Raw genomic sequence first — 25,672 nt, forward strand, 5'->3', positions numbered from 1 at the left:
CTGAACCATGACGACGATGAGCATCCTACTCCAAGCGGCACAGCCCGGCGGCGGCGGCGGCCCCCAGTTCTGGATCATGATGGGCCTCCTGATGGTGGTCTTCTATTTCTTCATGATCCGCCCGCAGCAGAAGAAGGCCAAGGACGCCAAGAAGTTCCGCGAATCGCTCCAGAAGGGGGCGAAGGTGGTCACCATCGGCGGCATCCATGGCCGGATCGCCGAGGTGAATGACACCACCGTCCTCCTCGAGGTCGACGGCAGCGTCAAGATCCGCTTCGAGAAGTCGGCCATCGCCATGGACGGCACCATGCAGCTGACCGAGGCGGCCGCCAAGGCTTAGGCGAGCCCGGAAGCGCCCTTCCCCGACCCGTCATGCTCCGCGTTGGTTTGACCGGCGGCATAGGCAGCGGCAAGTCCGTGGTGGCCCGGCTGCTCCAATTGCTGCGGGTACCCGTCTATCCGGCTGATGCACGGGCCAAGGAGCTCATGGAATCGGATTCGCATGTGCGGCAGGCCTTGGTGGAGCGTTTCGGAGCGGATCTCTTCGCAAGCGGCCGCTTGGACCGCCAGCGATTAGCAGCGCGCATCTTCACCGATGCCGATGCCCTCCGCGCGGTCAATGGAATCGTGCATCCGGCGGTCCGCGCCGATTTCGAGCGGTGGGCCTCCGCGCTCGATTCTCCTTACGTGGTGATGGAGGCAGCGGTGATGGCCGAGAATGAGGGATGGCGACGGTTCGATCGGGTGGTGGCCGTGGCATGCCCCGAGCAGGAGCGGGTCCGCCGCGTGATGGCCCGCGACGGGGCATCGGAGGCGCAGGTCCGCGATCGGATCGCCAGCCAGGCCACGGAGGAGCAGCGCCTGGCCATTGCGCATCACGTGCTCAATAACGATGGCGCCGTGCTGCTTATCCCGCAGGTATTGGCGCTGCACACCGAGCTCATGCGACTGGCATCATGATCCAAGGGGAGAGGTCCTTGCCGCTCAGCACCGTGGCGCTCGTCTTCGGTGCGCTCAGCCTTCCCTTGGCCTTCGCGCGGCACCTATGCTCTTTGGCGGTCGTACTGGCCTTCTACGGCCTGGTCTTCGGCCTCTGGGGGCAGCGCCGAGCGGCCCGTCATCTGCTTCGGTATACCGCCAAGAGCGTCAGAAGGGCGCAATGGGGACTTCGGCTATCAGCGGTCGGGCTGCTTGCCGCGCTGCTGATGTGGGCCCTCTGGGCTTCCGGAGCCTTGCTGTCATAGCCGGCGCGCGTTGACCCCTTCCCGATGCCAGCCACCCGCATCGGGCTCCGCTCCTGCAAGCGTTTCGCATCACGCCGGCATGCAATCGCTTTGTGGGGCGGTGCGGTCACCCGGCGGTTGGGTGGGCCTTCCGGCTGCGATCCATGACGTCACTCAGGTCGCGGGCGGATCGTCTTCCTCCCATGGCGGTCCAGCCCGAACGAGAAGAGCCGCCCATCGGGCGGCTCTTCTCTATGAAAGGTTGACGATGCGCTCAGCGTTCCATCACCAGTTTCTGCACGCTGCTGCCAAGGCTGTTGCTGGCACGCACCAGGTACATGCCCTCGGCCAAGCCGATCGTGCGACCGCCGATCTCGATGTTGGCACCGCCCATGGGCTGGAACTTGTTCTGGTACACCACCGCACCGCGCATATCCGTGATGGTGATCTCGGTGGCTTCGGTTGACATCCCCGCCACCTGAAGGGTGAAGTGGTCGTTGGCGGGATTCGGGAACACGGCGATGAAGCTTGCGCGCGTCACCTCATCCATGCCCACCCAGGATCCGAAGTTGATATCGTCGATGTACAGGTCGTTGGAGTAGCCGCTGCTGATGAAACGCCAGCGGAAGCGCATGTTCGGACCGGTCATCGAGCTTGACAGGTTGAAGGTCTTTAGCTTCCAGCCATCCTGTGCCGGGGCTTCGCCGGTATTGTTGCCGTTGGTCACCAGCGCAGTGCCCGTGATCGTGTTGTTGGGGAAGTCGTTCCACGTGCGGCCGCAGGTGTTGCTGTACTGAACCACAAGCCGCTCGGTGATGTTGTCAACCACATTCGTATTGCTGCTGTAGGCATAGCGGAAGCTCAGCGTCGCGAAAGGCGCGTTGGACATGTTGATGTGCGGCGAGACCAGCTCATCATAGTCGCCGATGTTGTCAGGGCGGAGCAGATCAAGCGGGTTGCGGTCGCCGCTGTTCAGCCGTGCGCAGGCGTTGCCCGAATAACCGCCGCCGACATGGCGCGAGAAGGAGCTGAAGTTGTTCTCATGATTGGCCGACACGAATGGGAAGAGGTTCTCGCCCTGCTGGGTCTCGAAGCTCTCGAAGAAGGGACCGGTCTCCTGGCTCGACTCGCCCACATAGACGGCGAATTCATTGGTCTTCGAATCCGAGCCCTGGTCATTGGCCACGGTCAGCGTCACGGTCTTCCAGCCGCGCGAGTTGAACTGCACGATCGGGTTGCGCTGATCGGAGGTCGCGGGATTGCCGTCCTGGAAGGTCCATGACCAGGAAGTGGGGAATGCGCGCTGGCTGTTGTCCATGAAGCGCACGTTCTGGCCGGTGCAGGTCATGGGCGTGTAGGGGATGCTCGGCCCGCCGCCTGCGAAATCAACCTGGGCATAGAAATCGGCGATCGGGGCGCAGGTCTGCTGGAACCCTTCGGCAACGCCGGTGGCCTGCAGGTTGGATTCGGTCCAGAGCAGGTCGCGCTGGTAGGTGGGCGAGTTCAATGCAGCACGGGCCCGGTCGCGCTGGCCGGGGGTGAACATCTTGGAGCAGTACGAATACTCCATGTAGTTCTCCACGTTCTCGATGGTGGCGGAACGCCCGGCGATGTTGACATCGTCAACGACGAATGCGCCGGTGCCATCCTCGCTGTTCCAGCCATAGATGCGGAAGGTGACAGGGCCTTCCAGGTTGATGAATCCGCTGGTGGGGACGGTCACCTGGACCGTGGCCTCATCCGTGTTGTCAGGCAGGAACCCCACATTGGTGCCCTGCACGGTGAACCCGTTCCCAGCGATGGTCAGGTTCGAACCGTAGTTGTTGGTGCTCGCACGCACCGCGAAGGTGCGGGGACCTTGATCGTTGCGTGACGCCTTGAAGCTGATGCCCAGGATGGTGGCCTGGTGCGTAACCTCGGGAGCGACGGAGAACTGGTAGTACTTGCCGGTATTGATGCTGCCGGAGAGGTTCGCGTAATCCGTCTCGCCGTCCGTCGCGCCTCCGTCCCAGTTAACGAAGGCGAAGCGGCCCGACTGGGAGGAGTTGGCCGATACGCCGACCGCGGTGGCGGCATTCCCTTGGGCGCGCGGCGTGGTGAAGGTGATGGAATCGACCACGACGATGGGGCCGCCAGGGGCGGTCGTCCCGGAAGAGGTGGTGACGCCATCGAAGTTATGCAGGATACCATCCACGTAGCTGTCTCCGACCGGCGTGCGGAACCGCTGGCGGTCGCAGTCGGCCCAAGGGCGGCTTGCGTTCGTGGAGGATTGGCAGGCGCTCCATCCGCGGGTCAGCGGGGTGTCCTCCACGCCATCATCGCCGCAATCCGATTGCATGGCCCAAATGGGCGTGTTCGGATCGGGCACGCCATTGTTGCTTCCCCAGATGTGGGCCAGGCTCAGGTAGTGGCCCACCTCATGGGTCAGCGCGCGCGAGGAGAATTCAGCGCTCGTGCCGATGGACCCCAAGTAATTGTGCAGGAGCATGATGCCATCGAGCACAGACCATGGCCCGTAGGTGAAATAGCCGGCCGCTCCGCTGAGGATGCCGTTCACCACCCATACGTTCATGTACTTCTCGCGCGGCCAGGGCTTGAGCTTGCTCGTGGATTCACCGCGGAAGGTCTCGGTGCTCCGGTGCCGGACGATGCCATTGGTGCAGTTGCCGGCAGGGTCCTTCGTAGCTAGCGCGAACTGGATGCGCATATCGGCAATACGCTCTTGGAAGGAGGGATGCACCGTTGCCGTATCGTCGTTCAGCTTGGCATAATCCCGATTCAGGATTTCCATCGCATCGAGGATCTGCTCGTTGCTGATGTTCTCCCGGCCACCGAGGTGGAGGATATGGAACACCACCGGGATCACGTAGACCTCGTCGCCATCGCGCTGGGTTGCGGCGCTGGCCATCAACTGGCGCAGTTCCTCCTCGAAGGCGGCTTCGCGCTGCAGATAGGTGGGGTCATTGGCAATCTCCCAGGCACGGCGCTCATCGGTACCGCAGCGAAGCGGTTGCTGAGCCATGGCGGGCGCAGCCAAGGCGAACAAGGTCAGACTGGCGAGTAAGGAACGTTTCATGGGTCCTCTATTGGGGTCGGATTGAATGGCTCGTTTAAGCGGACGCAAGATAAACGCGGAAGGGCACCGTCTGTTCCGCCGTTGGCTGGTCCACTGCTACCGCCGCCCGTGCCGGTCCGATGGTTCACCGGCCGTAGCCCTTGATGGGGCTGGTTTTCAGGAGGACAGGTGAGCGGTCTCCGGCCGGTCGGGATTGTAAGAACAGTGCAATCATTGAGGCCGGGAGGTCTCATCCAGCGCCATCAGGATGGCTTCGCACGCTCGATCGACCTCGTGGTCGGTGATGACCAGCGGGGGGGCGATGCGGAATGCGGTGGGGCAGCTCAGGAACCAGAATCCCAGCACGCCTCCGCGCAGGCAGTGCTTCACCACCCGTTGGACGGCATCGGCATCACCCAGGTCAACGGCTAGCATCAGCCCGGTCCCCCTCACCTCACGGATGGCAGGATGCACCAGCCGCTCACGGAAGCGGGCCCCCATGGATCGTGCGCGCTCGGCGAGCCCTTCGCGCTCCAGGACCTCCAAGGCCGCCAAGCCTGCGGCGCAGGGGAGGGGATGGCCCCCGAAGGTGGTGATATGCCCTAGCACCGGGTCATGGGCCAGCAGGCGCATCAGGTCGGCGGAGCTTACGAAGGCCCCCATCGGAAGGCCGCCGCCAAGGGCCTTCCCGAGGACCAGGATGTCCGGTGTGATGCCCATGTGTTCGAAGGCGAACAGCTTGCCGGTGCGGCCGAATCCGGTCTGCACCTCATCCAGGATGAGCAGGGCCCCAACGCTGCTGCAACGCTCGCGCAGGGCCCGCATCCACGCCGGGTCCGGGATTCGCACGCCCGCATCGCCCTGGATGGGCTCCACGACCACTGCCGCGCACCGCTCATCGATCCGGTGGAGGTCATCCGGGTCGTTGAATGCGAGGTGGTCGACATCCGGGAGCAGGGGCAGGTTGCGCTGCCGCTTGGCGGCATTGTCCGTGAGGCTGAGCGAGCCGTGGGTGCTGCCGTGGTAGCTTCTCCGGAACCCGATGAGCCGGGTCCTACCGGTGGCCCGCTTCGCCAGCTTCAATGCGCCTTCGATGGCCTCGGTGCCGCTGTTGACGAAGTAGGCGCAGTCGAGCCCTTCGGGCAGCAGCGCCGTGAGCCGTTCGGCGAACCGCACTTGAGGCTCCTGGATGAACTCGCCATAAGGGATCACGTGCAGGTACCGGTCGCACTGCGCCTTGATGGCAGCGACCACTTCCGGGTGCCGATGCCCGACATTGGCTACGGCAAGGCCCGCAACCAGGTCGAGGTATTTCTTGCCCGAGCGGTCGGTAAGCCAGCAGCCCTCCGCATGCACGATGTCCAACGCCAAGGGGGTCGGGCTGGTCTGCGCCAGATGGGCCTCGAATGCGCGTCGCAGGTGGGTCATCACGGCCTGCGAAGATCGGCCATGGGTATCAACGGCGCCCCGGGGGGGCGGGGCGGCCTTCGCGTCGCTCCTCCATCCGGTCGCGCAGGCGCCGCAGCACCTCCCGATTGAAATCGCGCTCCGCTTTGTGCAGATCAACCACCTTCACCGCACCGATCGCCTTCACGAAGCGATCCTGGTAGTCCCGCTCAAGTTCCAGTTCCTGCTGGCGCAAGGCCTGACCCTTGCTCAGGATCTGCCGAGCCTCCGCGTCGGTCAGTGCCGCACCGCCCTGCCTATGCGGGCGCATCAGCTGGCGCAGGTCCTGCCGCAGCTTGGTGCGGGCCTCATCGAATTCATTGTACACCGGCCAGAAGACCTGGGCCTCCTCGCTGCTGAGGTCGAGCTTGGTGGTGAGGTAGGCGGTGCGTTGCGCCTTCACCTCCTTCACCCGCTCGGGCGGGATGGGGGGAAGGTCATCTTCCTGGGCCCAGGCGCGCGATGGCAGGGCGAGGACCGCAAGCAGGGTGCAGAACAGGGTGGTCAGCGTCTTCATAGCTCTTCGATGATCATCTCAAAGGGCAGGTCCTCCTCTTCCAGGTAGGTGGCGAGCGCGTCGTCATCCACCCCTTCGCCGACGCGTGGTGCCAGCGCGGGGATCTCTGCCACCATGGCCAGCACTTCAGGGTCGTCCCACCCCAGCATGACCCCGTCTGACTCCAGCGCGTAGGTATCCGTCGGAATCGGCGCCTGCGCCCCCTCGGAGAGGATGAACCGGCCGCCCAGGAAGGCCACCAGCACCGCTGCGGCCGCCAGCGCCAACTTCGGCCCCCACGGGAGCAGCCTTGCGACAGGCCGTTGTGCAGCCTGGCGCTGTATGGCCATGGACTGCACCCGATGGGGGAAGCGATCGAAGAATCCGTCAGGGACGCTGAACGGTGTTGGCGCGCCATGCAGCGAGCCCAGCTTCGGGGCCTCATCAAGCGGGTCTTTCTCAGCCAGGGGTCTCATTGGAGCACTGCGGGTTGGACGCACCATCCGCCTATTTGGTTTGATCGATGGCCAGCATGGCCTCGATCTTCTTCACCGCTATGTGGTAGCTGCTCTTCAGGGCTCCCACGCTCGTACCGGTAATGCCGCTCATCTCCTCGTACTTGAGCCCATCGAAGTACTTCATGGTGAACACCGCGCGCTGCTTGTCCGGCAGGCGCATAACCGCGGCCTGCAGCTTGCGGGCGATGAGGTCGCCGCTGAAGTGCTCGCTGCTGTCCAGGCTGGCGGTGAGCCGCTCGATGACCGCATCGTTGCTGACGAAGAGCCCGCGGCGGAGCTTGCGCAGGTGATTGAGGCATTCGTTGTGCGCGATCCTGTAGAGCCAGCTGAACAGCTGCGCGTCGCCCCGGAAGGAATCCAGTCCGTTCCAGGCCTTGATGAAGGTGTTCTGCAGCACGTCCTCCGCCTCATCATGGTCGGTGACCATGCGGCGGATGAAGGCGTAGAGCCTGCGCTGGTACTGGTTCACGAGCAGATTGAACGCGCGATGCCGGGTGCCTTCGTCCCGGAAGAGCGCCAGCAGCTCGGCATCGGTGAGGTCGCTCATGCTGCCGGCCGGCCATTGCCGGTCATTTCCGCGCCATCACCCGCTGCGCGGCCCGCACGATGTCCGGGACGTCCAGCCCGTATTTCGTCATGAGCTGATCGGGCGTCCCGCTCTCCCCGAAGGAGTCGTTCACGGCGACGAATTCCTGCGGGGTAGGCCGGTGCAGCGCCAGCACCTGGGCCACGGCATCGCCGAGGCCTCCGTAGCGGTTGTGCTCCTCGCAGGTGACCGCGCATCCCGTCTTCGTTGCTGATTCTAGGATGGCCGCCTCGTCCAAGGGTTTGATCGTGTGCACATTGACCACCTCGGCACGGATGCCTTGGGCCATCAATTGCTCAGCGGCCTGCAGGGCGCGCCACACCAGGTGCCCGCACGCGAAGAGGCTGACGTCCGCGCCCTCGATCAGCCGTTGCGCCTTGCCCAGGATGAAAGGCATGCCTTCGGGGATGAAGACGGGCCATTTCGGCCGGCCGAAGCGGAGGTACACCGGGCCCTCGTGATCGGCGATCGCGATGGTGGCCTGGCGGGTCTGGTTGTAATCAGCCGGCACCACAACGGCCATGCCGGGCAGCATGCGCATCAGACCGATGTCCTCGAGGATCTGGTGGGTCGCCCCGTCCTCGCCGAGGGTCAGCCCGGCGTGACTGGCGCATAGCTTCACGTTCTTACCAGCATAGGCGATGCTCTGCCGTACCTGGTCATAGACCCTTCCTGTGCTGAAGTTGGCGAAGGTGCCCGTGTAAGGGATCTTCCCTCCGACGGTGAGGCCGGCGGCGATCCCCATCATGTTCGCTTCCGCGATGCCGACCTGGAAGAACCGATCGGGAAAGGCCTTCTGGAAGGCATCCATCTTCAGCGAACCGGTGAGGTCGGCGCAGAGCGCCACCACCTGCGGGTTCGTCCTGCCGAGTTCCAACAGGCCTGCGCCGAAGCCGCTTCGGGTGTCCTTCTGGTCGAGTACGGGATAGGGGTTCATGCGGGGCTAGAAGTTGAGGTTCACGCTGCGGCCGCTCTCGATGAGGGCCTCCTTCACAAGGCTCAGCTCCGTGCGGCGGGCCGATCCGCTGCGGTAGGTCACTTGATAGGTGCCGGGCTGCAGCCGGAACTGGTTGCGGGGCGATGCCGGGTCGAGATCGGCCACCCACTGCAGCTCGTCACCGGACCTGAGGAACACGGAGCCCGGACCGGCAGCGGAGGCGGTCACATTCAGCACGCCGGCACGCGGCACCGTGATGTCGGTGGTCTTCCCTTGCTCCACGCGCACATCCGGAATGAGGGTGCGGGGCAGCGTTAGGACCTCCAGGTCATAGGCGCCCACGCGGTAGCGCTGCTGCGTTCCCATCGGCTGGGCCTGGAGCGTGGCCATTTCGCCCTTCCTGCGCACCACGCACGAGACGGGATGCGCGTCCAAGGGCCCTGTGCCCGTGCGCAGGTTCAGGATGCCTGTGCCGGCATCGACGGCGATGATGGTATGGGTCCCGGGCCTCACGGTGACGTTCTCCCGTATCGAGGCCGGCAGCGTGTGGGCCACCACCCGGTAGGTGAACACCGGGTCAAGCGCGAGGGTGTCGGGGAGGCCGCGTTCATTCATCGTGTGCACCAGATGGTAGCGGACCTGGCCGGTTTTCTGGTCGTAGAGCGTCACCGGCACGTCCGTCTCGGAAGGCTGGCCATCGGTGGTCATCAGGCTGATCTGGGCCGTGGTGGTATTCAGGGCCTGGGTGACCACCACCTTCAGCACATGCTCGAAGAGCTCAGGGGTGCTGGCATCGAAGTAATTGCCCACGCACTGCAGCGCGTAGCGGTCATTCTCGGTGAGGCCCACCCCGATGACGAAGGGCTTCAGCACGATGCCTTTCGCCTGCAGGGCACGGCTCACTGCGCAGGGGTCCTCGTCGCAGGCCTCGATCCCATCGGTGATGAGGATGATGACGTTGCGGACGCCGCGGGTGCCTTTCTGCTGGTCCGTTTCGGGGAAGTCCTTGGCAGCTTTCTCCAGCGAGCGGGCAATGGGCGTGGTGCCCAGGCACCGCACGCCCTGCAATGTCTTCCGCATCGCGGGGATGCTGTTGCTGCTGAAGGGAACCTCCAAGCGGGTGTCGTCGCAATCCTGCTTCCCGGGCTGGATGGGCGTCTGGTGGCCGTACAGCCGCAAAGCCAGTTCCAGATCGGGCTGGCCTTCGAGCTCCTTCAGCGACTGCAGCAGGAGGTCGCGCGCCGTCTCGATCTTGGGCCGGTTCCCCCAGAATGCATTCATGCTGTTGCTCGCATCGAAGACGAACAGCATGCGCGTGAGCGGGGGCTGTTTCAGGGCCTGCGCCTCCTGGCTGTGCGCAGGTTGCGCTAGCGCGATCAGCGCCGCGCCCAGCAGCATCAGGCCTATCGGCCACCTGCGCACATGCGGGCGGGTCGTTCCCATGGCCAGGCACCTGTCCAAGGGCGTGCCACGGAGGGCTCGGACGGGCCGGATGGGCATTCCGTGCGCCTTGGGCATGGCTCAGTAGTCGCCCAAGGTCTCCTCCAACTGGCCCAATGCGCTCTTCAATTGGGCATCGTTGGGGGCGATGCCATGCCATGCATGGCTGTTCATCATGAAGTCCACGCCTTGGCCCATCTCCGTGCGCATGAGGATCATGATGGGCTTGCCCTTGCCCGTCATGCCCTTGGCCGTGCTCAACGCGCCGAGGAGCGAGGCCATGTCGTTGCCGTTGGTCTCCAGCACCTGCCACCCGAAGGCCTCCCATTTCGCACGGAGGTTGCCCAAGGGAAGCACATCATCCACATCGCCGTCAATCTGGCGGCCGTTGTAGTCGACTGTGCTGATCAGGTTGTCCACGCCTTTGGCAGCGGCATACATGGCGGCTTCCCAGATCTGCCCTTCCTGCAGTTCACCGTCGCCATGCAGGCTGTAGACGAGCGTGGCGTCGCCGTTCAGTCGCTTTGCGAGGGCCGCCCCGATGGCTACGCTCAACCCCTGGCCCAGCGATCCGCTGGCCATGCGCACTCCCGGCAGTCCCTCATGGGTGGTCGGGTGCCCCTGCAGGCGCGTATTGATCCGCCGGAAGGTGGCCAGTTCCGCAATGGGGAAATACCCGCTGCGGGCCAGCACGCTGTACCACGCTGGACTGATATGCCCGTTGCTCAGGAAGAAGAGATCCTGTCCGTGGCCATCCATGTCCCAATTCGCCGGATCGTGCCGAAGCACTTGGAAGTAAAGGGCTGTGAGGTAATCCGCACAGCCCAGTGACCCACCCGGGTGGCCGCTCTGGGCGGCATGCACTTGGCGGACGATGTCGCGCCTGACCTGGCTGGCGATGCGCTGAAGTTCTGATACCGAGGGCTTGGCCGTGGCGGCCGGGAATGGGGAATCGGTCATGCCGGAAGCGGATGGTCAAAGGTAGACGGCCTGCCGGGCAGCCCCCGGAGCTGTGGATAACTGCTGAAAAAGGGCATCGGGGATGGCGCGCCGCCCAGGTCCGAACGTTCCGGCACCTTCCAGGCAACGTGCGGCAGGGGTGGACCTGTCTTGGGGCTATCCGGTGCTTCTGGTTTTGGACCGGTTCGTCATGAGGAGCGGGGGCCTTGGGGGTCCCCGCTCTGCTTTCTCTACCCATCGACCCAAGCCGGCCCAGTGAGGGAGCAATCGGGCATCCACTGCATGTCATGGGACTGTCATTACCTTGAACCCGGCGCACCAGAGCGCCTCAGGGATGCGTCTCCACGGCATGCAGTTGATTCCATGGGACCAGCGCCAGCTGGCGTATGGCCGCGGGTTGGAGGACCTGCCCCTGCTGCTCGAGCGCATGCGCGGAACACCGGCACGGCTTGCCTCGCTGATCCGCCATCACCCACTTGAGCGGCTCCTGTTGCGCCGGCAGGGCAACTGGAGCGCCATGGAGCATATCGCCCATCTGCTGCTGCTCGACCAGCGCCTGCAGGCTCGGGTGGATGATTTCGTGAGCCGCCGGCCCACGCTCTGCACTATCGACTTGGGCGATCAAGCCGAGTGCCTGGCCCAGCAAAGGCACCGTGCCCCCGGCGATCTGCTGGAGGAGTTCCGTCTCTCCCGCATGCTGCTGGTGAACCGGTACTGGGACATGGATGAGGCCGCCTTGCGCCACCAAGCCCAGCACCCGTGCCGCGGCATCCGCATGAGCCCGGCCGATATGGCGCTTTACGTGGCTGAGCACGACGACCACCACCTGGTGCGCATCCGCGGGCTCTTGGGAGCCTTCCCCGATTGACGCGGTTGTTGATCGGTTGTTAAGGCCGCCGGACGGGCCGAGCAGGTGCCGCTATCTTCGGCGCCGCCCCAAAATGGCCCATTGCATGCGCGCCTTGGTACTGCTATCACGCCTCATCGTCGGGTCCTTGTTCATCGTCAGCGGCCTCATCAAGGCCAACGATCCGCTGGGATTCTCCTACAAGCTGGAGGAGTACTTCGCCGAGAGCGCGCTCAACCTCCCCTTCCTGGAGCCTTATGCGCTGACCCTGGCCGTCCTGGCCTGCCTTGCGGAAGTGGTGCTGGGCTTCGCTGTCCTGTTCGGCGGAAGGCTCCGGCTCGCCGCCGTGGCCCTCTTCGTCCTCACCGTCTTCTTCGGCTGGCTCACCCTCTACACCGCCACATGCGACCCGCAGGCCACCTACACGGTGGTCGTGAATGGGGTGACCGAGGAGCGGAGCGTTACCTGCGTCACGGATTGCGGCTGCTTCGGCGATGCCATGAAGGGCAGCATCGGCCGCAGCCTCACCCCTTGGGAGAGCTTCTACAAGGATGCCATCCTCTTCGTGTTCATCCTTCCCATCCTCGCCTACGCCTTCCGGCGCAAGGAGACGGCCTGGAACAGCAGGATTGATGACCTGATCCTCCTTCCCGGGGGATTGCTGCTGGTGGCGGTCTGGAGCTGGATCTTCACCTGGTGGGGGCCGGTCTGGTTCACGCTGGCCGGCTTCCTGGGCTATGCGGTCATCAAGCGCGGCATGCAAGGCGTCCGCGCCGAATGGATCACCGCTGCATGGGTGTCCCTCATCACGCTGGCCTTCACCGGCTGGTGCTACACCCACCTGCCCGTGCGTGACTACCGTCCATACGCGGTGGGGAAGAGCATCCTTCAGCAGATGCAGGAGGCCAAGCCTCCAGTGAACAAGGTTTTCCTGAGCTACCGCAACACCGCCACCGGCGAAGTGAAGGAATACGACACCAGCGGACCCTACCCGTGGGACGACCCCGCCTATGAGCTCGTTGAGAACAGCAACCGCGTGGTGGAAGTGGAGCCGGGCATCCAATCGCAGGTGCAGGACTTCCGGCTCACGGACCGCGATGACTACGACCTTACCGCGGATGTGCTCAATGAGCCATCGCCGATCCTGCTGGTCACCGCCTACAACCTGCGGAAGACGGACACGGGCAACATGGCTGCCATCGCCCGGTTGGCACAGGAGGCGCAGGCGGCCGGATGGTACGTGTATGGCATCACCACCAACAGCTGGGAGGAGGTGGAGGAGTTCCGCCACGCGCATCAGCTGCCCTTCGAATTCGTGCGGTGCGATGAGAAGGTGATCAAGACCATGGTGCGCGCCAACCCCGGGGTGATGGTGCTCCAGAACGGCGGCGTGAAGGGCATCTGGCACGGCAATCATGCACCCACCCTGACCGAGGCCCAGGCGGTGCTGAGTCGTTGACCGGGCTGAAGCCAGGGCCTTTCGTAACCGGTACCCATCTTTGCCTCGCCCGGCTTCAGTTCCGCCGGCCCCCACGCATGCGCACCATCGTTGCCGGAAACTGGAAGATGAATACCGACCGGGACAGCGCCGCGGCGCTGCTCGCGGCCATGGTGGAGGCATCGGATGCCTTCCCGCGCCATGTGGACGCCATCGTGGCCCCTCCGTTCCCTTTCCTGGAGATGGCCGTTCGTCTGTGCGCCGGCACACGCATCGCCGTGGCGGCGCAGAATTGCCATCAGGCGGACAAGGGGGCATTCACCGGTGAGGTGAGCGCCGCTATGCTCCGCAGCCTGGGGGTGCAGGCCTGCATCGTAGGCCACAGCGAGCGGCGCCAGTACTTCGGGGAGTCCGATGCCTTGATCGCGGAAAAGGTGCGGGCGCTGCTGGCGGCAGGCATCACGCCCATCCTCTGCTGCGGTGAGCGGAGGGAGGAGCGCGAGAGCGGCCGCCATTTCGACGTGGTGACAGAACAGCTGAAGGGGGCCTTGGATGGTATCGATGAGGCCCTTACGGCGCGATTGATCATCGCCTATGAGCCGGTTTGGGCGATCGGCACAGGGCTCACGGCCACCAAGGAGCAGGCGCAGGAAATGCACGCACGCATCAGGGCGCTGCTGCGCACGCATGCCCCCACCGCGGCGGAGGCCTTGCCGCTGCTCTATGGCGGCAGCTGCAACCCGGCCAATGCCGAGGGCATCTTCGGGCAGCCCGACGTGAATGGGGGGCTCATCGGCGGCGCCTCGCTCGATGCCGGCCAATTCACGGAGCTGGTCGGCATCGCGGGCCGGTGCAAGCCCTAGTTTAGCCCGCAATGCCACCCATCGGCGATGACCGTATGATCCCCTTCTCACCGCCGCGCATCGACGACCGCACCGTGAAGGCGGTAGAGGAGGCCCTGCGCAGCGGCTGGATCACCACGGGGCCGCGCACCAAGGAGTTCGAGCGGCAGCTGGCCGCGTATTGCGGCGTGGAACGAGTGCTGGCGCTCAACAGCTGGACGAACGCCTGCGAGCTCGTGCTGCGCTGGTACGGCATCGGCCCCGGCGACGAGGTCATCGTGCCGGCCTATACCTATTGCGCCACCGCCAACATCGTGATGCACGTGGGCGCAAAGCCGGTGCTGGTGGACGTGCTGGATGACTTCACCATCGACCCGGAAGCCGTGCGGAAGGCCATCACCCATCGCACCAAGTGCATCATTCCGGTGGATATCGGAGGCCTGCCTGCGCAAGTGGGCCGCATCATGCGGATCGCAGAGGAGGCCTGCGGGCTCTTCACGCCCAAGGTGAACCTGCGCGTGGATGGAACCAACCCCCAGATGCGCTTGGGACGGGCGCTGGTGCTGGCAGACGCAGCGCATTCCTTCGGGGCGCGCATCGCCGGCCAGCCGGTGGGCGGCCAGGCGGACATCACCGGATTCAGTTTCCATGCCGTGAAGAACCTGACCACGGCTGAGGGCGGTGCGCTGGCCTTTCACCTGCCGGAGCCCTTCAGCAGCGAGGAGCTCTATCGGTACTTCAATGTCCTGAGCCTCCACGGCCAGAGCAAGGATGCCCTGGCCAAGAATCAACCCGGCGCGTGGCGCTACGATGTGGAGTTCCCGGGCTACAAGTGCAACATGACCGACCTGCAGGCGGCCATCGGCCTGGTGGAGCTGGGGCGGTACGATGGCGAGACCCTGCCCAGGCGGAAGGCCATCTGTGCGCGGTACCATGCCGCCTTCGCCGGTGACGACCGCTTCGTGGCCCCGGTGCTCGCCGATGAGGGGCGCGAGGGCAGCTATCATCTTTACATGCTCCGCATCGCAACGGCCTCCGAGGAACAGCGTGATGCCACCATCGCGGCCATCGCCAAGCGCGGGGTGAGCGTGAATGTCCACTTCATCCCCTTGCCGCTGCTGAGTCTCTACAAGGGCCAGGGCTACCTCATCGGCGATTTCCCGAGCACCTATCGGCAGTACAGCCGCGAGATCAGCCTGCCGGTGTACTTCGACCTCACGGACGATCAGGTGGACGAGGTGGTGAAGGCGGTGAAGGAGTCGGTGCGGGAGGTGATGGGCTGACCAGGCCGGGGTGCGTTCCTTTGCAGGCAGCTACTCCTGCACATGCAACTCTTCCGCAACTTCAAATCCGTCACCAAGACCTGCTACGGCCGCGGCAGCTTCGGCAAGCTGGGCGAAATCCTGGAGCCCCACCGCGGCGCGGGCAAAGGCTTCATGGTCTTCCTCGTCGACCACTATTTCGAGGGCAAGGCCGACCTCATTGCGCGTATCCCGAAGCAGGCGGAGGACGAGTTGATCTTCTGCAGCACGAAGAGAGAGCCCAGCACGGAGCAGATCGACGGCCTGCGGGACGACATCCTTGCACGTCGAGGGCTGCCTGCCGGTGTGGTCGGCATCGGCGGCGGCAATGTGATGGACGTGGCCAAGGCGCTCTCCCTCATGCTCACCAACGCGGGCAGCAGCGTGCAGTACCAGGGCCTCAACCTCATCAAGAAGCCCGGCATCTACCACTGCGGCGTGCCCACCATAAGCGGCACCGGCGCGGAGGTGAGCATGACGGCCGTCCTCACAGGCCCGGTGAAGAAGCTCGGCCTCAAGTGCGATTGGACCGTCTTCGACCAGATCGTGCTGGACCCGGACCTTATCGCCAGCGTGCCCACCGACCAGTGGTTCTACACCGGCATGGACACCTACATCCACAGCGTGGAGGCCATCACCGGCACCAAGAAGAACACCTTTGCCGAAGCCTACAGCGAGAAGGCACTCGACATGTGCCGCGAGGTGTACCTGAAGCGCGACCGCAGCGACCCCAAGAGCGACGAACTGCTGATGGTGGCCAGCTACATGGGGGGGCTCAGCCTCACCTACAGCGAGGTGGGCGTGTGCCACGCGCTGAGCTACGGTCTGGGCAAGGTGCTGGAGATGCACCACTGCTTCGCCAACTGCGTGGCCTTCAATCAGCTCGAGGACGTGTATGGCGATTATGTGCAGGAGTTCAAGCACATGGTGAAGGAGCGTGGCGTGCATATCCCGGCCAACCTGGCCAAGGAATGGGATGAGGCCACCCTCGATGCCATGGCCGAAGTGGCCTACAACCTGCCGCACATGTGGGACCACGCATTCGGTCCCGATTGGCAGCAGGTGTTGGACCGCGAGCGGATCAAGGGATGGTACAGGAGGATGTAACCCCGATGCCCGGCGCTGATGGTCAGCGTGCAGTAGGGTCGAAGCCCTGAACCCGCTCCGCGATCCGGCGGGCGGCGATGCCCACCAACTGCGGGCGGGCAGGGCCGCGCTCAAGGTCATCCTTGCCCACGCGTATCACCTCGGAGGCGTGGATGCGACCGGTCTCCGTTTCGATGAGCTGCATTTGCAGCTCAAGGTTCCGAGACAGCACATCGTCGTAACGGAGGATCCTGCCGGTGAGCACGAACCGTGCGCCCAGAAGTCGGCCTGCCTTCACAGCGCCCTGCTCATCGAACGAGCCATTCATCTGCCGGCGCTGCTCCGCAAGGATCGCTTCCGTGTGGTCGCGGTCGACGAGCAGGGCGAAAGGGTCCTTGAGGTCGAGGATGGCCGCCTTCACATTGGCGGCCAGCTGCGATTCCAAGGAACTCGATTTCGTGAGCGAGAGCAGCTCCATGTACAGCCCCGGGTTGAGGATGGGCAGGTAGGAGAGGGTGTAGCTCGCCTTTTGGCGGCACTGCTCCCGGCGTTCCAGGGCATCCTTGTGGGCTGCATCCATGGCTACCACCCGGTCGAATCGCCGGTAGGCCTCCCGCCAGATGCCCAATGCCTGGGCCCGTGCGCCTTCCTGATAGATGGGCTCCACTCGGGCAAGGGTCATGAGGTGCTGGGCATCACGTCGCTCGGGGTCGAGCCGGGCGCTGCGCGCGGCCAGGTCCTCCGCCTCGCCGTATCGCCCATTCCTGAAGCTGGCCTCGGCCTCGGTGAAGAGCCGCGCGGCCTCCTGGCGTATCGCTTCCTTGCGCTGCATCTCGAAGAGGGCGTCCCATTCCACGTGCAGGCCCCGATTGCGCAGGTCCGTCCGGTAGCGCTCGGCTTCATCGCGTGTCGCATCTCCCGCGCTGAGGTCGCCAAGGCGATAGGCGGCGAGCGCCTTGTCCTGGAGCCGATTGAAGAGCCCCTGGGCGGTGCGCTGGGCGCCCGCGAGCGCCTGCATTTCCCGCGGCCGTTGGGCGCGGATAGTGAGGTACTCCTCCATGGCCTGGCTCAGCAGGCCCTCCTTCTCCAGCGCTGCGGCGTGCTCCAGCTGCTTCCGGGTGCCTGCGCAACCGGTCAAGGCCAGGATGATCAGGAGGAGGCCGGCGCAGCGCATGAGCAGAGGGGGGCGAAAATACCCGCACAAGCCCCGTGCCGTCCCCAGTTATGTTTGCCCGATGCGCGCACGCACCACCGGGATCCTGCTGCTGCTTGGCCTGATGGTGCCGGCCTTGCTGCTCCTGGAGCTCGCATGGGGCTCCACGGCGGTGCCTTTCCCGGAGGCGCTGGCGGATCTCGTCCACGGAAGCCGGGGCGGGGGTATCTCCATCGTGCGCGACCTTCGGTTGCCGCAGGCGCTCACCGCGATCATCGCCGGGGCTGGATTGGCCGCTGGCGGACTGCTCATGCAGACGGTATTCCGCAATCCGCTCGCCGGGCCGTCCATCCTGGGTGTGAGCTCGGGTGCCGGTCTTGGCGTGGCCTTGGTGATGCTCGCCTTCCCGCTCTGGTCGCCGCTCCGGCTGCCTGCGGATCTGGCATTGCTGGCGGCGGCCCTGGCCGGGGCGCTGGGAACGCTGATGGTGGTGATGGCCGCCGACCGCCGGGTCGGCCATCCGGCCACGCTGCTCATCGTGGGCCTGCTCCTCGGCTACCTGTGCAGCGCGCTCGTCAGCGTGCTGGAGGCGGCGGGCACTGCCACCGCCGTGCACGGGTTCGTGCTGTGGGGGATGGGATCCTTCGCGGGGGTGGGGATGGACCGGGTGCCTTGGCTCGCCGTGCCCGTGGTGGTGGGGCTGGTCCTTGCACTTGCCGCCATCAAACCGCTCAACGCGCTACTGCTGGGTGAGGCCTATGCGCACACCATGGGCGTTGATGCGGTGCTGGTACGGAGGGCGCTGCTGTGGTGCACAGGCGTCATGGCTGGTGCCATCACCGCGTTCTGCGGCCCAATAGCCTTCATCGGCCTGGTGACGCCGCATCTGGCCCGTGCGCTGCTCCGTACCAGCCACCATGGCCTCCTTCTGCCGGCCACGATCCTGCTCGGTGCATCCCTTGCCATGGCTTGCGACCTGATTGCACGCATCGGCATCGCGGGCACGGTGCTGCCGCTGAATGCCGTCACCTCGCTCTTGGGCGTTCCGGTGGTGGCTTGGGTGCTCTTCGCCGGCAAACGATGGTCCAGCGCGGCATGACTTCCTTGTTGAGCATCGATCGGCTGACCATCGGGCATCGGGGCCATGCCTTGCTCTCCGATGCGACCTGCGCCCTCGAGGCCGGCCAGATGGCCGCGCTCATCGGGTTGAACGGGTCGGGGAAATCCACCCTGCTGCGGGCGCTGGCCGGGCTGCATCCGCTCATGCAGGGCCGGGTGCTGCTGGAGGGCAAGGACCTGGGGGGCCATGCGCGCCGCGACCGGGCGCAGCGGCTCAGCTTCGTCCTCTCGGGCAGGCCGCGCATCGGCCTAATGGATGTCCGTGCGTTGGTGGCCATGGGCCGCCAACCGTGGACCGGTGCCTTCGGTGGATTGGGCGCATCGGATCAGCGGCAGGTGGAGGAAGCGCTGGAACGGACGGGCTTAAAGCCGCTCGCCGACCGCCAGTTCGACTCCCTCAGCGATGGCGAGGCCCAGAAGGCGATGATCGCCCGTGCCATCGCGCAGGACACGCCGGTGATCCTCCTCGATGAGCCCACCGCCCACCTCGATGTGCTCAATCGGGTGGAGGTGCTACGCCTGCTGCGCGGTATCGCAAGGGACCAGCAACGGTGCGTGCTGCTATCCACGCACGACCTCTCCACGGCCCTTGACCTCTGCGACCGGGTGCTCCTGCTGCATCAAGGCGCATTGTGGTGCGGCAGCCCGCATGAGGCGCGCTCCAGCGGCCGCTTGGCCGCCGCATTCCAGCAGGAGGGCCTGCTCTTCGATCCCGTGGCGGGAATCCTTCGCCCCATGGAATGACGAAGCCACCATCGCCGGGCGAAGGGGCTTCGAACCACGGAGGGCTATTTCCTCAGCGCATCCCGGATCTCCATGAGGAGCTTCTCCTCGTTGGTGGGGCCGGGGGGGGGCGGAGCAGGCTCGGCCTTCTTCATTCGATTGATGGCCTTGATGACCATGAACATGACGAAGGCGATGACCAGGAATTCGATCGTCATGGTGATGAAGGTGCCCCACTTCACGGCCACCTCGGTCACGGCGGGTTGGATCACGGCACCCGATGCATCCTTCACCTCGGCTGCTGCTTTGGTGAGCACGAGCTTCTTGTCGTTGAAGTCCACCCCGCCGGTGAGCTGTCCGACGAGCGGCATCACCATCCCGTCGATGAAAGCACTGGTCACCTTACCGAAAGCGGCCCCCATGACGAAGGCAACCGCCATGTCGACGAGGTTGCCCTTCATAGCGAACTCCTTGAACTCCTTCATCATGCCCATGGTGCGGGGTGTTTGGTTTCGACGAATATAGAAGCCTCTTCCGGAACGGGGGTCAGGGCGCCGGCTTGAAACGGTAGCTCAGCGTGCGGGGCGAACCGTCCTTTCCGGGACCGGACACTGTGGCGTACCAAGTGCCATCGTGCTGCAGCGCGTAGGCGATGCGCCGGGGGAAATCGTGCATCGGGTTCTCGAATACCATGCTGTCACCCGCGCACTCCGTCAGGGAGAAGGCTACCGGTGCACCGGCATCCTGCGATGGCACGCGTACGTTGTAGGCGATGGCCCCCATGCTGTCTGATGCGACCCACAGGTGCTCGATGAACACCGTGTCCTTGTCGGCCATCACGAAGCCGATGCCGGAGTAGGTTCCGTTGCCCGTCGGCTTCCAGCGCTCATGAATGACAGCGCCGGGCTCGCTCTCGGCGTCGATCCAATCGCCCATCAGCTTGGGCATGAGTTCGCCGAATCGGTTCACCCGGCGATCCGCCGGTGCGGGGCCGGTCGCGGCATCCGTGTCCGGTGAGGCCGTAGGCGCCCCGCAGCTCAGGATCAGGCCTGCGGCGCCGAGGAGGAGGGCGTGCTTCATCCTGCGAAGCTAGGTCCCTGAAGCACAGCGATGGCCTCGCGGACCGCCACGGGAACTGCGGTCTTCGCTGCCGCGCGGTAGTCGTACATGACCTGCACGCTGGTGCCGGTGGCCACCACCGCGCCTTGCTCGTCGGTGATCTCGTACGTCATGGTGAAGCTCGTGCGCCCGATGGCGGTGCAGCCGGTCCTTACGGTGAGCCGCTGTGGCCATTGCACAGGGCGCCTGAAGTCGCAGGTGGTACTGGCCAGGATGACGCCGACGCCGTGCTCGTCATGCGACCGGAGCACGCCGATGCGCTGGAGGTAGTGCATGCGTGCGCTCTCGAAGTAGCGGAAGTACACCGTATTGTTCACATGGCCGAAGGCATCCTGCTCGCCCCAGGCCACGTCCACCGGCAAGCTGACGGCATAGGGGGAGGGGGTGCTCACCGCAGCTCCTTCAGCAATTCGCGGTGCTGGCCCTTGAGGCGCTCCACATCGCGGCCCAGCTTATCGATCTTCTTCTGCATCTCGCGCTTCATCTCCTCGCCGCTGGCGCTCTTGAAGTTGAACATGCCCATGTTCCTCTCCATCTGGCGCATCTCGCCCTCGAGCTCCTCGATCTTCCGCTTGATGAAGCGGCTCTCCCGTTCGATGCCATGCTTCCCGTCGGGACCGCTCTTCAGCTCCTCCAGGTGGTCCTGGAAGCGCATGCGCTGGCGCTCATCGGCCTCCACCTTCAGCTGGCCGTAATGCTTGTCGAGCGCCGCACGGTACCGCTCGTTGAGCGCATCGAAGACCTTGGGGGATACGCGCCCGGTGCTCATCCAGCGTGCGCTGAAGGCCCTTAGGGCCTCCATGTCCTTGCTGCGCTCCCCGGTGTGCTGATAGGCCTCGACCTCGGCGATCAGCGCTTCCTTGGCCTGCACGTTCACGGCCTGCTCGGCATCCTGCTTCTCGAAGACCGCCTTCCGGTTCTGGAAGAAGGCGTCGCAGGCCTCGCGGAAGCGGGTCCATAGCTTGTTCTCGTCTCGCGGACCGGCGCTGCCGGCTTCCTTCCACTGCTGCTGAAGCGCCTTGAGCCGGTCGGCGGTCTTCCTCCATTCGGTGCTGTCCTTGAGCGCGATGGCCTCGTTGAGCAGGGCGTTCTTCCTGTCGCGGGCGGCCTTGTACTGGTCCTTGAGCTGGTCGAACCAGTCCCGCTTGGCCTGGAAGAAGGCGTTGCACTGGTCGCGGAACTCCTTCCACACGCGCTCGTTCTCCTTCTTGGTGGCGAATCCGATGGACTTCCAGGCGTTCTGCAGCTCGATCACCTGGTCGGTGAGTTCCTTCCACTCCTTGGCGCTCTGCGCCTTCAGTTCGCCGGTGAGCGCCGCCACCTTCTCCACCAGGGCCTGCTTGGCCAGCAGGTTCGCCTCATGCTCGGCGCGGCGGGCGCGGTAATGCTCGTTGATCTTGTCGTACACCACGCGCGTGGCGTTCCAGAACCCGTCACGGATGGCTTCCCATTCCTCCTTCACCACAGGGCCGATCTGCTGCCACTTCTCCTGGTAGTCGCGGATATGATGCTCCAGCTCCTTCACGCCGTCCTTCTGGGCCAAGGACTGCACATCGGCCACCAGGGCCTGCTTGAGCGCGGTGTTCTTGCGCAGGTCGTGATCGCGCAGCTCCTTGTAGATGCGGATGTGATAGAAGAACTCGTCGAGCAGGTGGCTGTAGTCCCGCTGGAGGTCGCGGTAGGCTTGGCCGGGCACATTGCCGATGGCCTTCCATTTCTCCTGCAGGTCCTTGAACCGGTTGAACGCCGACCCGATGTTCTCCTCGCTGGCGATGAGGGCCTTGAGCTCCTCCATCACCGCCTGCTTGGCCGCCAGGTTGTCCGCTTCTTCCTTGGCCTTCTTGCGCCGCAGGTCGTTCACCCGCTGATTGAAGGCGTCCAGCAGTTGCTTGAACCGTTTGTCCTCCTCATCGAGCAGGGGCGCGGATTCGATGGCGACCGGTCCTTCCGGAGCGCTTTCACCCTCCGACGCACCGCTTTCGGGCTGCGGCTCCGACTGCTGCTGGGCGGCTACCAGGGCCTCGTAGGCCTCCTTTGTCACTTCCACCGCCTCGGCGGCGGTTTCGACATCCTCCTGTGAGGCGAGTTCCTGGAGCCGGGCGAGCAGCTCTGCTTTCGTGGCCATGCGTTGGTCGTTGAGGCCTTCGCGGCCGTCCGCCCAAATATAGAGGGATGCGCTGCGACAGCCTGTTAGGACTAGACGGCGATGCCCAGAAGGCATACATCGTCCACCTGCTCCTCGGCCCCCTTCCAGGCGAGGAAGGCCTGCTCAAGCAGTTCGGCCTGCCGGTCCATGGGTTCCGCCAGGTTGCGCTCGAGGAGCTGCTGGAGGCGGTCGCTCATGAACCGTTTGCGCTCGGGTCCGCCGAACTGGTCCACGTAGCCGTCGCTGAAGAGGTAGATGCGGTCGCCTGGGGCATAGGCGAGGCGGTGGCAGGTGAAGCGGCGGTCGAGTTCGTGGTGCGCGCCACCCACCGGTTGGCGGTCGCCATTGATCACGGACAACTGGCCGTCATGCAGCCAGAAGAGAGGCCGGAACGCGCCGGCGAACAGGATCTCGCGCTGCGCACGGTCGATGCGGCACAGGGCGATGTCCATGCCGTCGCCCCCCCCGCGCCGCTGCCCCTGCTGGTGCAGGGTGGTGACCACCCGGGTGTTGAGCATGCCGAGGATCTCGGATGGGTCCTTTTCGGCATGGGCGGGCACGATCTCGTTCAGGAGTGAGCAGCCGATGGCGGCCATCATGGCGCCAGGCAGGCCGTGGCCGGTGGCATCGGCGGCCGCCACGAAGCAGACGTCGGGGCTGACGCGGTGGCACCAATGGAAGTCGCCGCTCACCAGGTCCTTGGGCCGGTCGATGATGAAGGCGGCGTCGAAGAACTCGCGATAGGCCGAGGCCGGGGGCACCAGCGCCCGTTGGATGCGGCCGGCGTAAGCGATGCTGTCCGAGATGTCGAGGTTGCGCGCAGCCAGGGCGATCCGGTCCGCTTCGTTCTGCCTGACCCAATGGCCGACGGACCGCAGGAGGAAGAGCCCGGCCAATCCGAACAGGAGCAGCGCCACCACGATATGGCGCAGCAGCGCTGCAAACGCGCCGGCTTCAGCCTGGGTTACGGGCATGCGGGCGAGGACCTGCGCATTGACCGCGCCTCGCTCATCGATGATGGGCTCTGCCGCAAGGATCCACTGGTCATCCATGCGCCGCACGGCCTCCGTGCTGAGCCTGTCGGAGCCCCAAGGCGCCGCTGGCTCCCTGAATCGCGGCTGCTCCTCGGAGGTGGCGATGACCACCATGCGGCCGCGCTCATCGGCGGCCACCACCAGCAAGGGCGCTTGAAGGCCATTGCGCAGAGCGGCCTTTCTGAGCTGCTCATGCACCAGGAAGTAGCGGGCATCCTGCGTGGGGCGGATGATGAGCCCGGCAGCTCCGTACTTCTCCATCAGCAGCGACGGGTGCCGCGCCGGGATCTGGTCGGCCAGCGTGGCCGCCACGGTGCCCAGCCGGTCCAGGGCCTCCTGGCGCTGGCTGCGCAACTCGTGCCAGTGGGCCGCACCGATGAAGGCCGCGCAGAGCACCACGAGGGTGCCATAGAGGAGGCGCAGGATGCGGCGCGAACCGGCTTTCTGGGCAGCTTGCAACGGGAATCCGCCGGAGGGGCTTCAGGCTCCGGCGGACGTTCCTACGGGAATGGGACCGAAAAGGTGACCGAATCAGCCCAGGAACGGGTACCTGTGGTCCGTTGGCGGTACGAAGGTCTCCTTGATGGTGCGGGGGCTAACCCAGCGGATGAGGTTGAGGTAGCTGCCCGCCTTGTCGTTGGTGCCGCTGCCGCGCGCGCCGCCGAAGGGCTGCTGGCCCACCACCGCACCCGTGGGCTTGTCGTTGATGTAGAAGTTGCCGGCCGCGTGGCGCAGCACCTCGGTGGCCTGGATGATGGAGGCTCGGTCGTTGCTGATCACCGATCCGGTGAGGGCGTACTCGCCCGTGCCATCCACCAGCTTCAGGGTATCCAGCCACTTGTTCTCCGGGTAGACATGGATGGTGAGCACCGGCCCGAAGATCTCCTCGCACATGGTGACGCTACGGGGGTCCTTGGTCACGGCCACGGTGGGCTCGATGAAGTACCCGGTCTTCTTGTCGCCCTTGCCGCCGGCGATGATCTGGATGTTCTTCTTGTCCTGCTTCAGCCCGGCGATGTAGCCCATGATCTTGTCGAAGGACTTCTCGTCGATCACCGCGCCTATGAAGTTCGAGAAGTCGCGCGGGTCGCCCATCTTCATGTCGGCAAGGTCGGCGAGGAGTTCCTTCTTCACATCGGGCCACAGGTTGGCCGGGATGTAAGCGCGGCTGGCGGCGCTGCACTTCTGCCCTTGGAACTCGAAGGCGCCGCGAGAGAGGGCCGTGGCGATCACCTTGGGGTCGGCGCTGGGGTGCGCCAGCACGAAGTCCTTGCCACCGGTCTCGCCCACGATGCGCGGGTAGCTGCGGTACTTGGGCAGGTTGTTGCCGATGGTCTGCCAAATGTTCCGGAACACGCCGGTGCTACCGGTGAAGTGGATGCCCGCGAAGTCCTTGTGGTTGAAGATGGCATCGCCCGCCACCGGCCCGCTCACGTGCACCAGATTGATGACGCCCGGCGGCAGGCCGGCGGCCATGAACACCTCCATGAGCACCTGCGCGCTGTAGGCCTGGGTGTCGGCGCACTTCCACACCACGGTGTTGCCCATGAGGGCGGCGCTGCTGGGCAGGTTGCCGGCGATGGCCGTGAAGTTGAAGGGCGTGAGGGCGAACACGAAGCCCTCGAGCGGGCGGTAGTCCAAGCGGTTCCACACACCGGGGGAGGAGATGGGCTGGTCGCGGTGGATCTGCTGCGCATAGGCCACGTTGAAGCGCAGGAAGTCAATGAGCTCGCAGGCGCTGTCGATCTCGGCCTGATAGGCGTTCTTGCCCTGGCCGAGCATGGTGGCGGCATTGATGCTGGCGCGGTAGGGGCCGGCGATGAGGTCGGCGGCGCGCAGGAAGATGGCGGCCCGCTCCTCGAAGGGCATGAACTCCCAATCCCGCTTGGCCTTCAGCGCCGCATCGATGGCCGCCCTCACATGCTTCGCTTCGCCATGGTGCGAATGGCCCAGGAGGTGGGCATGCTTGTGCGGAGGGCTCATCTTCCGCGCATCCTTGGTCTCGATGGCATGGCCGGCGATCCACATCGGTGCGTCGATCCGGGCGCGCAGGCGGCGATCCATCTCGGCCTGCAGCGCGGTGCGCTCCGGCGTCCCGGGGGCATAGGACAGCACAGGCTCATTCTTGGGAAGGGGGACGTTGTAGCTCATGGTTGTACGGCTGGGGCCTCCTGCCTTGCGGTCACCTGCCTGCAAGACTGCC

25 protein-coding genes are annotated in these 25,672 nt (G+C 65.1%); 10 read left to right on the plus strand and 15 right to left on the minus strand.

The features are described 5' to 3' along the window. The first annotated feature begins 16 nt into the window (after positions 1-16). From yajC to QY325_03675, 3 genes are read left to right on the plus strand one after another with little or no spacing between them, the layout of a single operon-like run. Positions 17-340, plus strand: coding sequence for a preprotein translocase subunit YajC (yajC, locus tag QY325_03665; GenBank protein WKZ67029.1), 324 nt, complete (start codon positions 17-19; stop codon positions 338-340). 32 nt (positions 341-372) lie between these two features. Next, positions 373-960, plus strand: a complete 588-nt coding sequence (gene coaE / locus QY325_03670) for a dephospho-CoA kinase (protein WKZ67030.1) — start codon at positions 373-375, stop codon at positions 958-960. Positions 961-977: 17 nt separating this feature from the next. Further along, on the plus strand, positions 978-1,244 hold the full coding sequence (locus QY325_03675) for a hypothetical protein (GenBank protein WKZ67031.1): 267 nt from the start codon (positions 978-980) through the stop codon (positions 1,242-1,244). A 253-nt stretch (positions 1,245-1,497) separates the two neighbouring features. Here the strand turns inward: QY325_03675 and QY325_03680 are convergent, their stop codons facing one another. The 8 genes from QY325_03680 to QY325_03715 form a co-directional block, all read right to left on the minus strand. Continuing rightward, complete coding sequence (locus QY325_03680) at positions 1,498-4,299, minus strand: M43 family zinc metalloprotease (protein ID WKZ67032.1); 2,802 nt, start codon at positions 4,297-4,299, stop codon at positions 1,498-1,500. A 210-nt stretch (positions 4,300-4,509) separates the two neighbouring features. Beyond that, positions 4,510-5,706 (minus strand): aspartate aminotransferase family protein, encoded by a 1,197-nt coding sequence (locus tag QY325_03685; GenBank protein ID WKZ67033.1) that lies wholly within the window; start codon positions 5,704-5,706, stop codon positions 4,510-4,512. A 28-nt stretch (positions 5,707-5,734) separates the two neighbouring features. Next, positions 5,735-6,241, minus strand: coding sequence for a hypothetical protein (locus QY325_03690; GenBank protein ID WKZ67034.1), 507 nt, complete (start codon positions 6,239-6,241; stop codon positions 5,735-5,737). Then, positions 6,238-6,696: a hypothetical protein gene (locus QY325_03695; protein ID WKZ67035.1), complete on the minus strand. Its 459-nt coding sequence runs from the start codon at positions 6,694-6,696 to the stop codon at positions 6,238-6,240. Before QY325_03695 ends, QY325_03690 begins: the two co-directional genes overlap by 4 nt. 31 nt (positions 6,697-6,727) lie before the next feature. Next, positions 6,728-7,285, minus strand: coding sequence for a sigma-70 family RNA polymerase sigma factor (locus QY325_03700; GenBank protein WKZ67036.1), 558 nt, complete (start codon positions 7,283-7,285; stop codon positions 6,728-6,730). 22 nt (positions 7,286-7,307) lie between these two features. Beyond that, positions 7,308-8,261, minus strand: a complete 954-nt coding sequence (locus QY325_03705; protein WKZ67037.1) for a transketolase C-terminal domain-containing protein — start codon at positions 8,259-8,261, stop codon at positions 7,308-7,310. 6 nt (positions 8,262-8,267) lie between these two features. Continuing rightward, complete coding sequence (locus QY325_03710; GenBank protein ID WKZ67038.1) at positions 8,268-9,704, minus strand: VWA domain-containing protein; 1,437 nt, start codon at positions 9,702-9,704, stop codon at positions 8,268-8,270. Between the two features lie 78 nt (positions 9,705-9,782). After that, complete coding sequence (locus QY325_03715) at positions 9,783-10,661, minus strand: transketolase (GenBank protein ID WKZ67039.1); 879 nt, start codon at positions 10,659-10,661, stop codon at positions 9,783-9,785. 349 nt (positions 10,662-11,010) lie between these two features. Between QY325_03715 and QY325_03720 the strand changes: the two genes are divergently transcribed. The 5 genes from QY325_03720 to QY325_03740 all read left to right on the plus strand — a co-directional run bounded on the left by QY325_03720 (position 11,011) and on the right by QY325_03740 (position 16,196). Continuing rightward, entirely contained in the window at positions 11,011-11,529 is a 519-nt protein-coding gene (locus QY325_03720; protein ID WKZ67040.1) for a hypothetical protein, read from the plus strand. A gap of 85 nt (positions 11,530-11,614) precedes the next feature. Next, the gene (locus QY325_03725; GenBank protein ID WKZ67041.1) at positions 11,615-12,967 is read left to right on the plus strand and encodes a DoxX family protein; all 1,353 of its coding nucleotides are present in this window, start codon (positions 11,615-11,617) and stop codon (positions 12,965-12,967) included. Positions 12,968-13,044: 77 nt separating this feature from the next. Continuing rightward, on the plus strand, positions 13,045-13,809 hold the full coding sequence (gene tpiA, locus QY325_03730; protein WKZ67042.1) for a triose-phosphate isomerase: 765 nt from the start codon (positions 13,045-13,047) through the stop codon (positions 13,807-13,809). Between the two features lie 11 nt (positions 13,810-13,820). After that, positions 13,821-15,071, plus strand: coding sequence for a DegT/DnrJ/EryC1/StrS family aminotransferase (locus tag QY325_03735; protein ID WKZ67043.1), 1,251 nt, complete (start codon positions 13,821-13,823; stop codon positions 15,069-15,071). Positions 15,072-15,113: 42 nt separating this feature from the next. Continuing rightward, positions 15,114-16,196, plus strand: a complete 1,083-nt coding sequence (locus tag QY325_03740; GenBank protein WKZ67044.1) for an iron-containing alcohol dehydrogenase family protein — start codon at positions 15,114-15,116, stop codon at positions 16,194-16,196. 22 nt (positions 16,197-16,218) lie between these two features. On the opposite strand, the gene QY325_03745 is transcribed toward QY325_03740, so the two are convergent. After that, positions 16,219-17,349 (minus strand): hypothetical protein, encoded by a 1,131-nt coding sequence (locus QY325_03745; GenBank protein ID WKZ67045.1) that lies wholly within the window; start codon positions 17,347-17,349, stop codon positions 16,219-16,221. A gap of 61 nt (positions 17,350-17,410) precedes the next feature. Here QY325_03745 and QY325_03750 point away from each other — a divergent pair, with 61 nt between their 5' ends. Both QY325_03750 and QY325_03755 read left to right on the plus strand, forming a co-directional pair. Next, positions 17,411-18,427, plus strand: coding sequence for an iron ABC transporter permease (locus QY325_03750; protein ID WKZ67046.1), 1,017 nt, complete (start codon positions 17,411-17,413; stop codon positions 18,425-18,427). After that, positions 18,424-19,191 carry an ABC transporter ATP-binding protein gene (locus QY325_03755; protein ID WKZ67047.1) on the plus strand — a complete coding sequence of 256 codons (768 nt, stop codon included), beginning with the start codon at positions 18,424-18,426 and terminating at the stop codon, positions 19,189-19,191. Before QY325_03750 ends, QY325_03755 begins: the two co-directional genes overlap by 4 nt. Before the next feature lie 44 nt (positions 19,192-19,235). On the opposite strand, the gene mscL is transcribed toward QY325_03755, so the two are convergent. The 6 genes from mscL to pruA all read right to left on the minus strand — a co-directional run bounded on the left by mscL (position 19,236) and on the right by pruA (position 25,620). After that, the gene (mscL, locus tag QY325_03760; protein ID WKZ67048.1) at positions 19,236-19,658 is read right to left on the minus strand and encodes a large-conductance mechanosensitive channel protein MscL; all 423 of its coding nucleotides are present in this window, start codon (positions 19,656-19,658) and stop codon (positions 19,236-19,238) included. A 58-nt stretch (positions 19,659-19,716) separates the two neighbouring features. Beyond that, entirely contained in the window at positions 19,717-20,250 is a 534-nt protein-coding gene (locus QY325_03765; GenBank protein WKZ67049.1) for a DUF6265 family protein, read from the minus strand. After that, the gene (locus QY325_03770; GenBank protein WKZ67050.1) at positions 20,247-20,681 is read right to left on the minus strand and encodes an acyl-CoA thioesterase; all 435 of its coding nucleotides are present in this window, start codon (positions 20,679-20,681) and stop codon (positions 20,247-20,249) included. The genes QY325_03765 and QY325_03770 overlap by 4 nt, the downstream gene beginning before the upstream one ends. Further along, the gene (locus tag QY325_03775) at positions 20,678-22,414 is read right to left on the minus strand and encodes a DUF349 domain-containing protein (GenBank protein ID WKZ67051.1); all 1,737 of its coding nucleotides are present in this window, start codon (positions 22,412-22,414) and stop codon (positions 20,678-20,680) included. Before QY325_03775 ends, QY325_03770 begins: the two co-directional genes overlap by 4 nt. A 71-nt stretch (positions 22,415-22,485) precedes the next feature. After that, a complete protein-coding gene (locus tag QY325_03780; GenBank protein WKZ67052.1) occupies positions 22,486-23,928 on the minus strand; it encodes a PP2C family protein-serine/threonine phosphatase in 1,443 nt (480 codons plus the stop codon). A 72-nt stretch (positions 23,929-24,000) separates the two neighbouring features. Further along, the gene (gene pruA / locus QY325_03785) at positions 24,001-25,620 is read right to left on the minus strand and encodes an L-glutamate gamma-semialdehyde dehydrogenase (protein WKZ67053.1); all 1,620 of its coding nucleotides are present in this window, start codon (positions 25,618-25,620) and stop codon (positions 24,001-24,003) included. Positions 25,621-25,672: the final 52 nt, after the last annotated feature.

The sequence above is a fragment of the Flavobacteriales bacterium genome (assembly GCA_030584065.1).
Lineage (GTDB): Bacteria > Bacteroidota > Bacteroidia > Flavobacteriales_F > PHOS-HE28 > PHOS-HE28.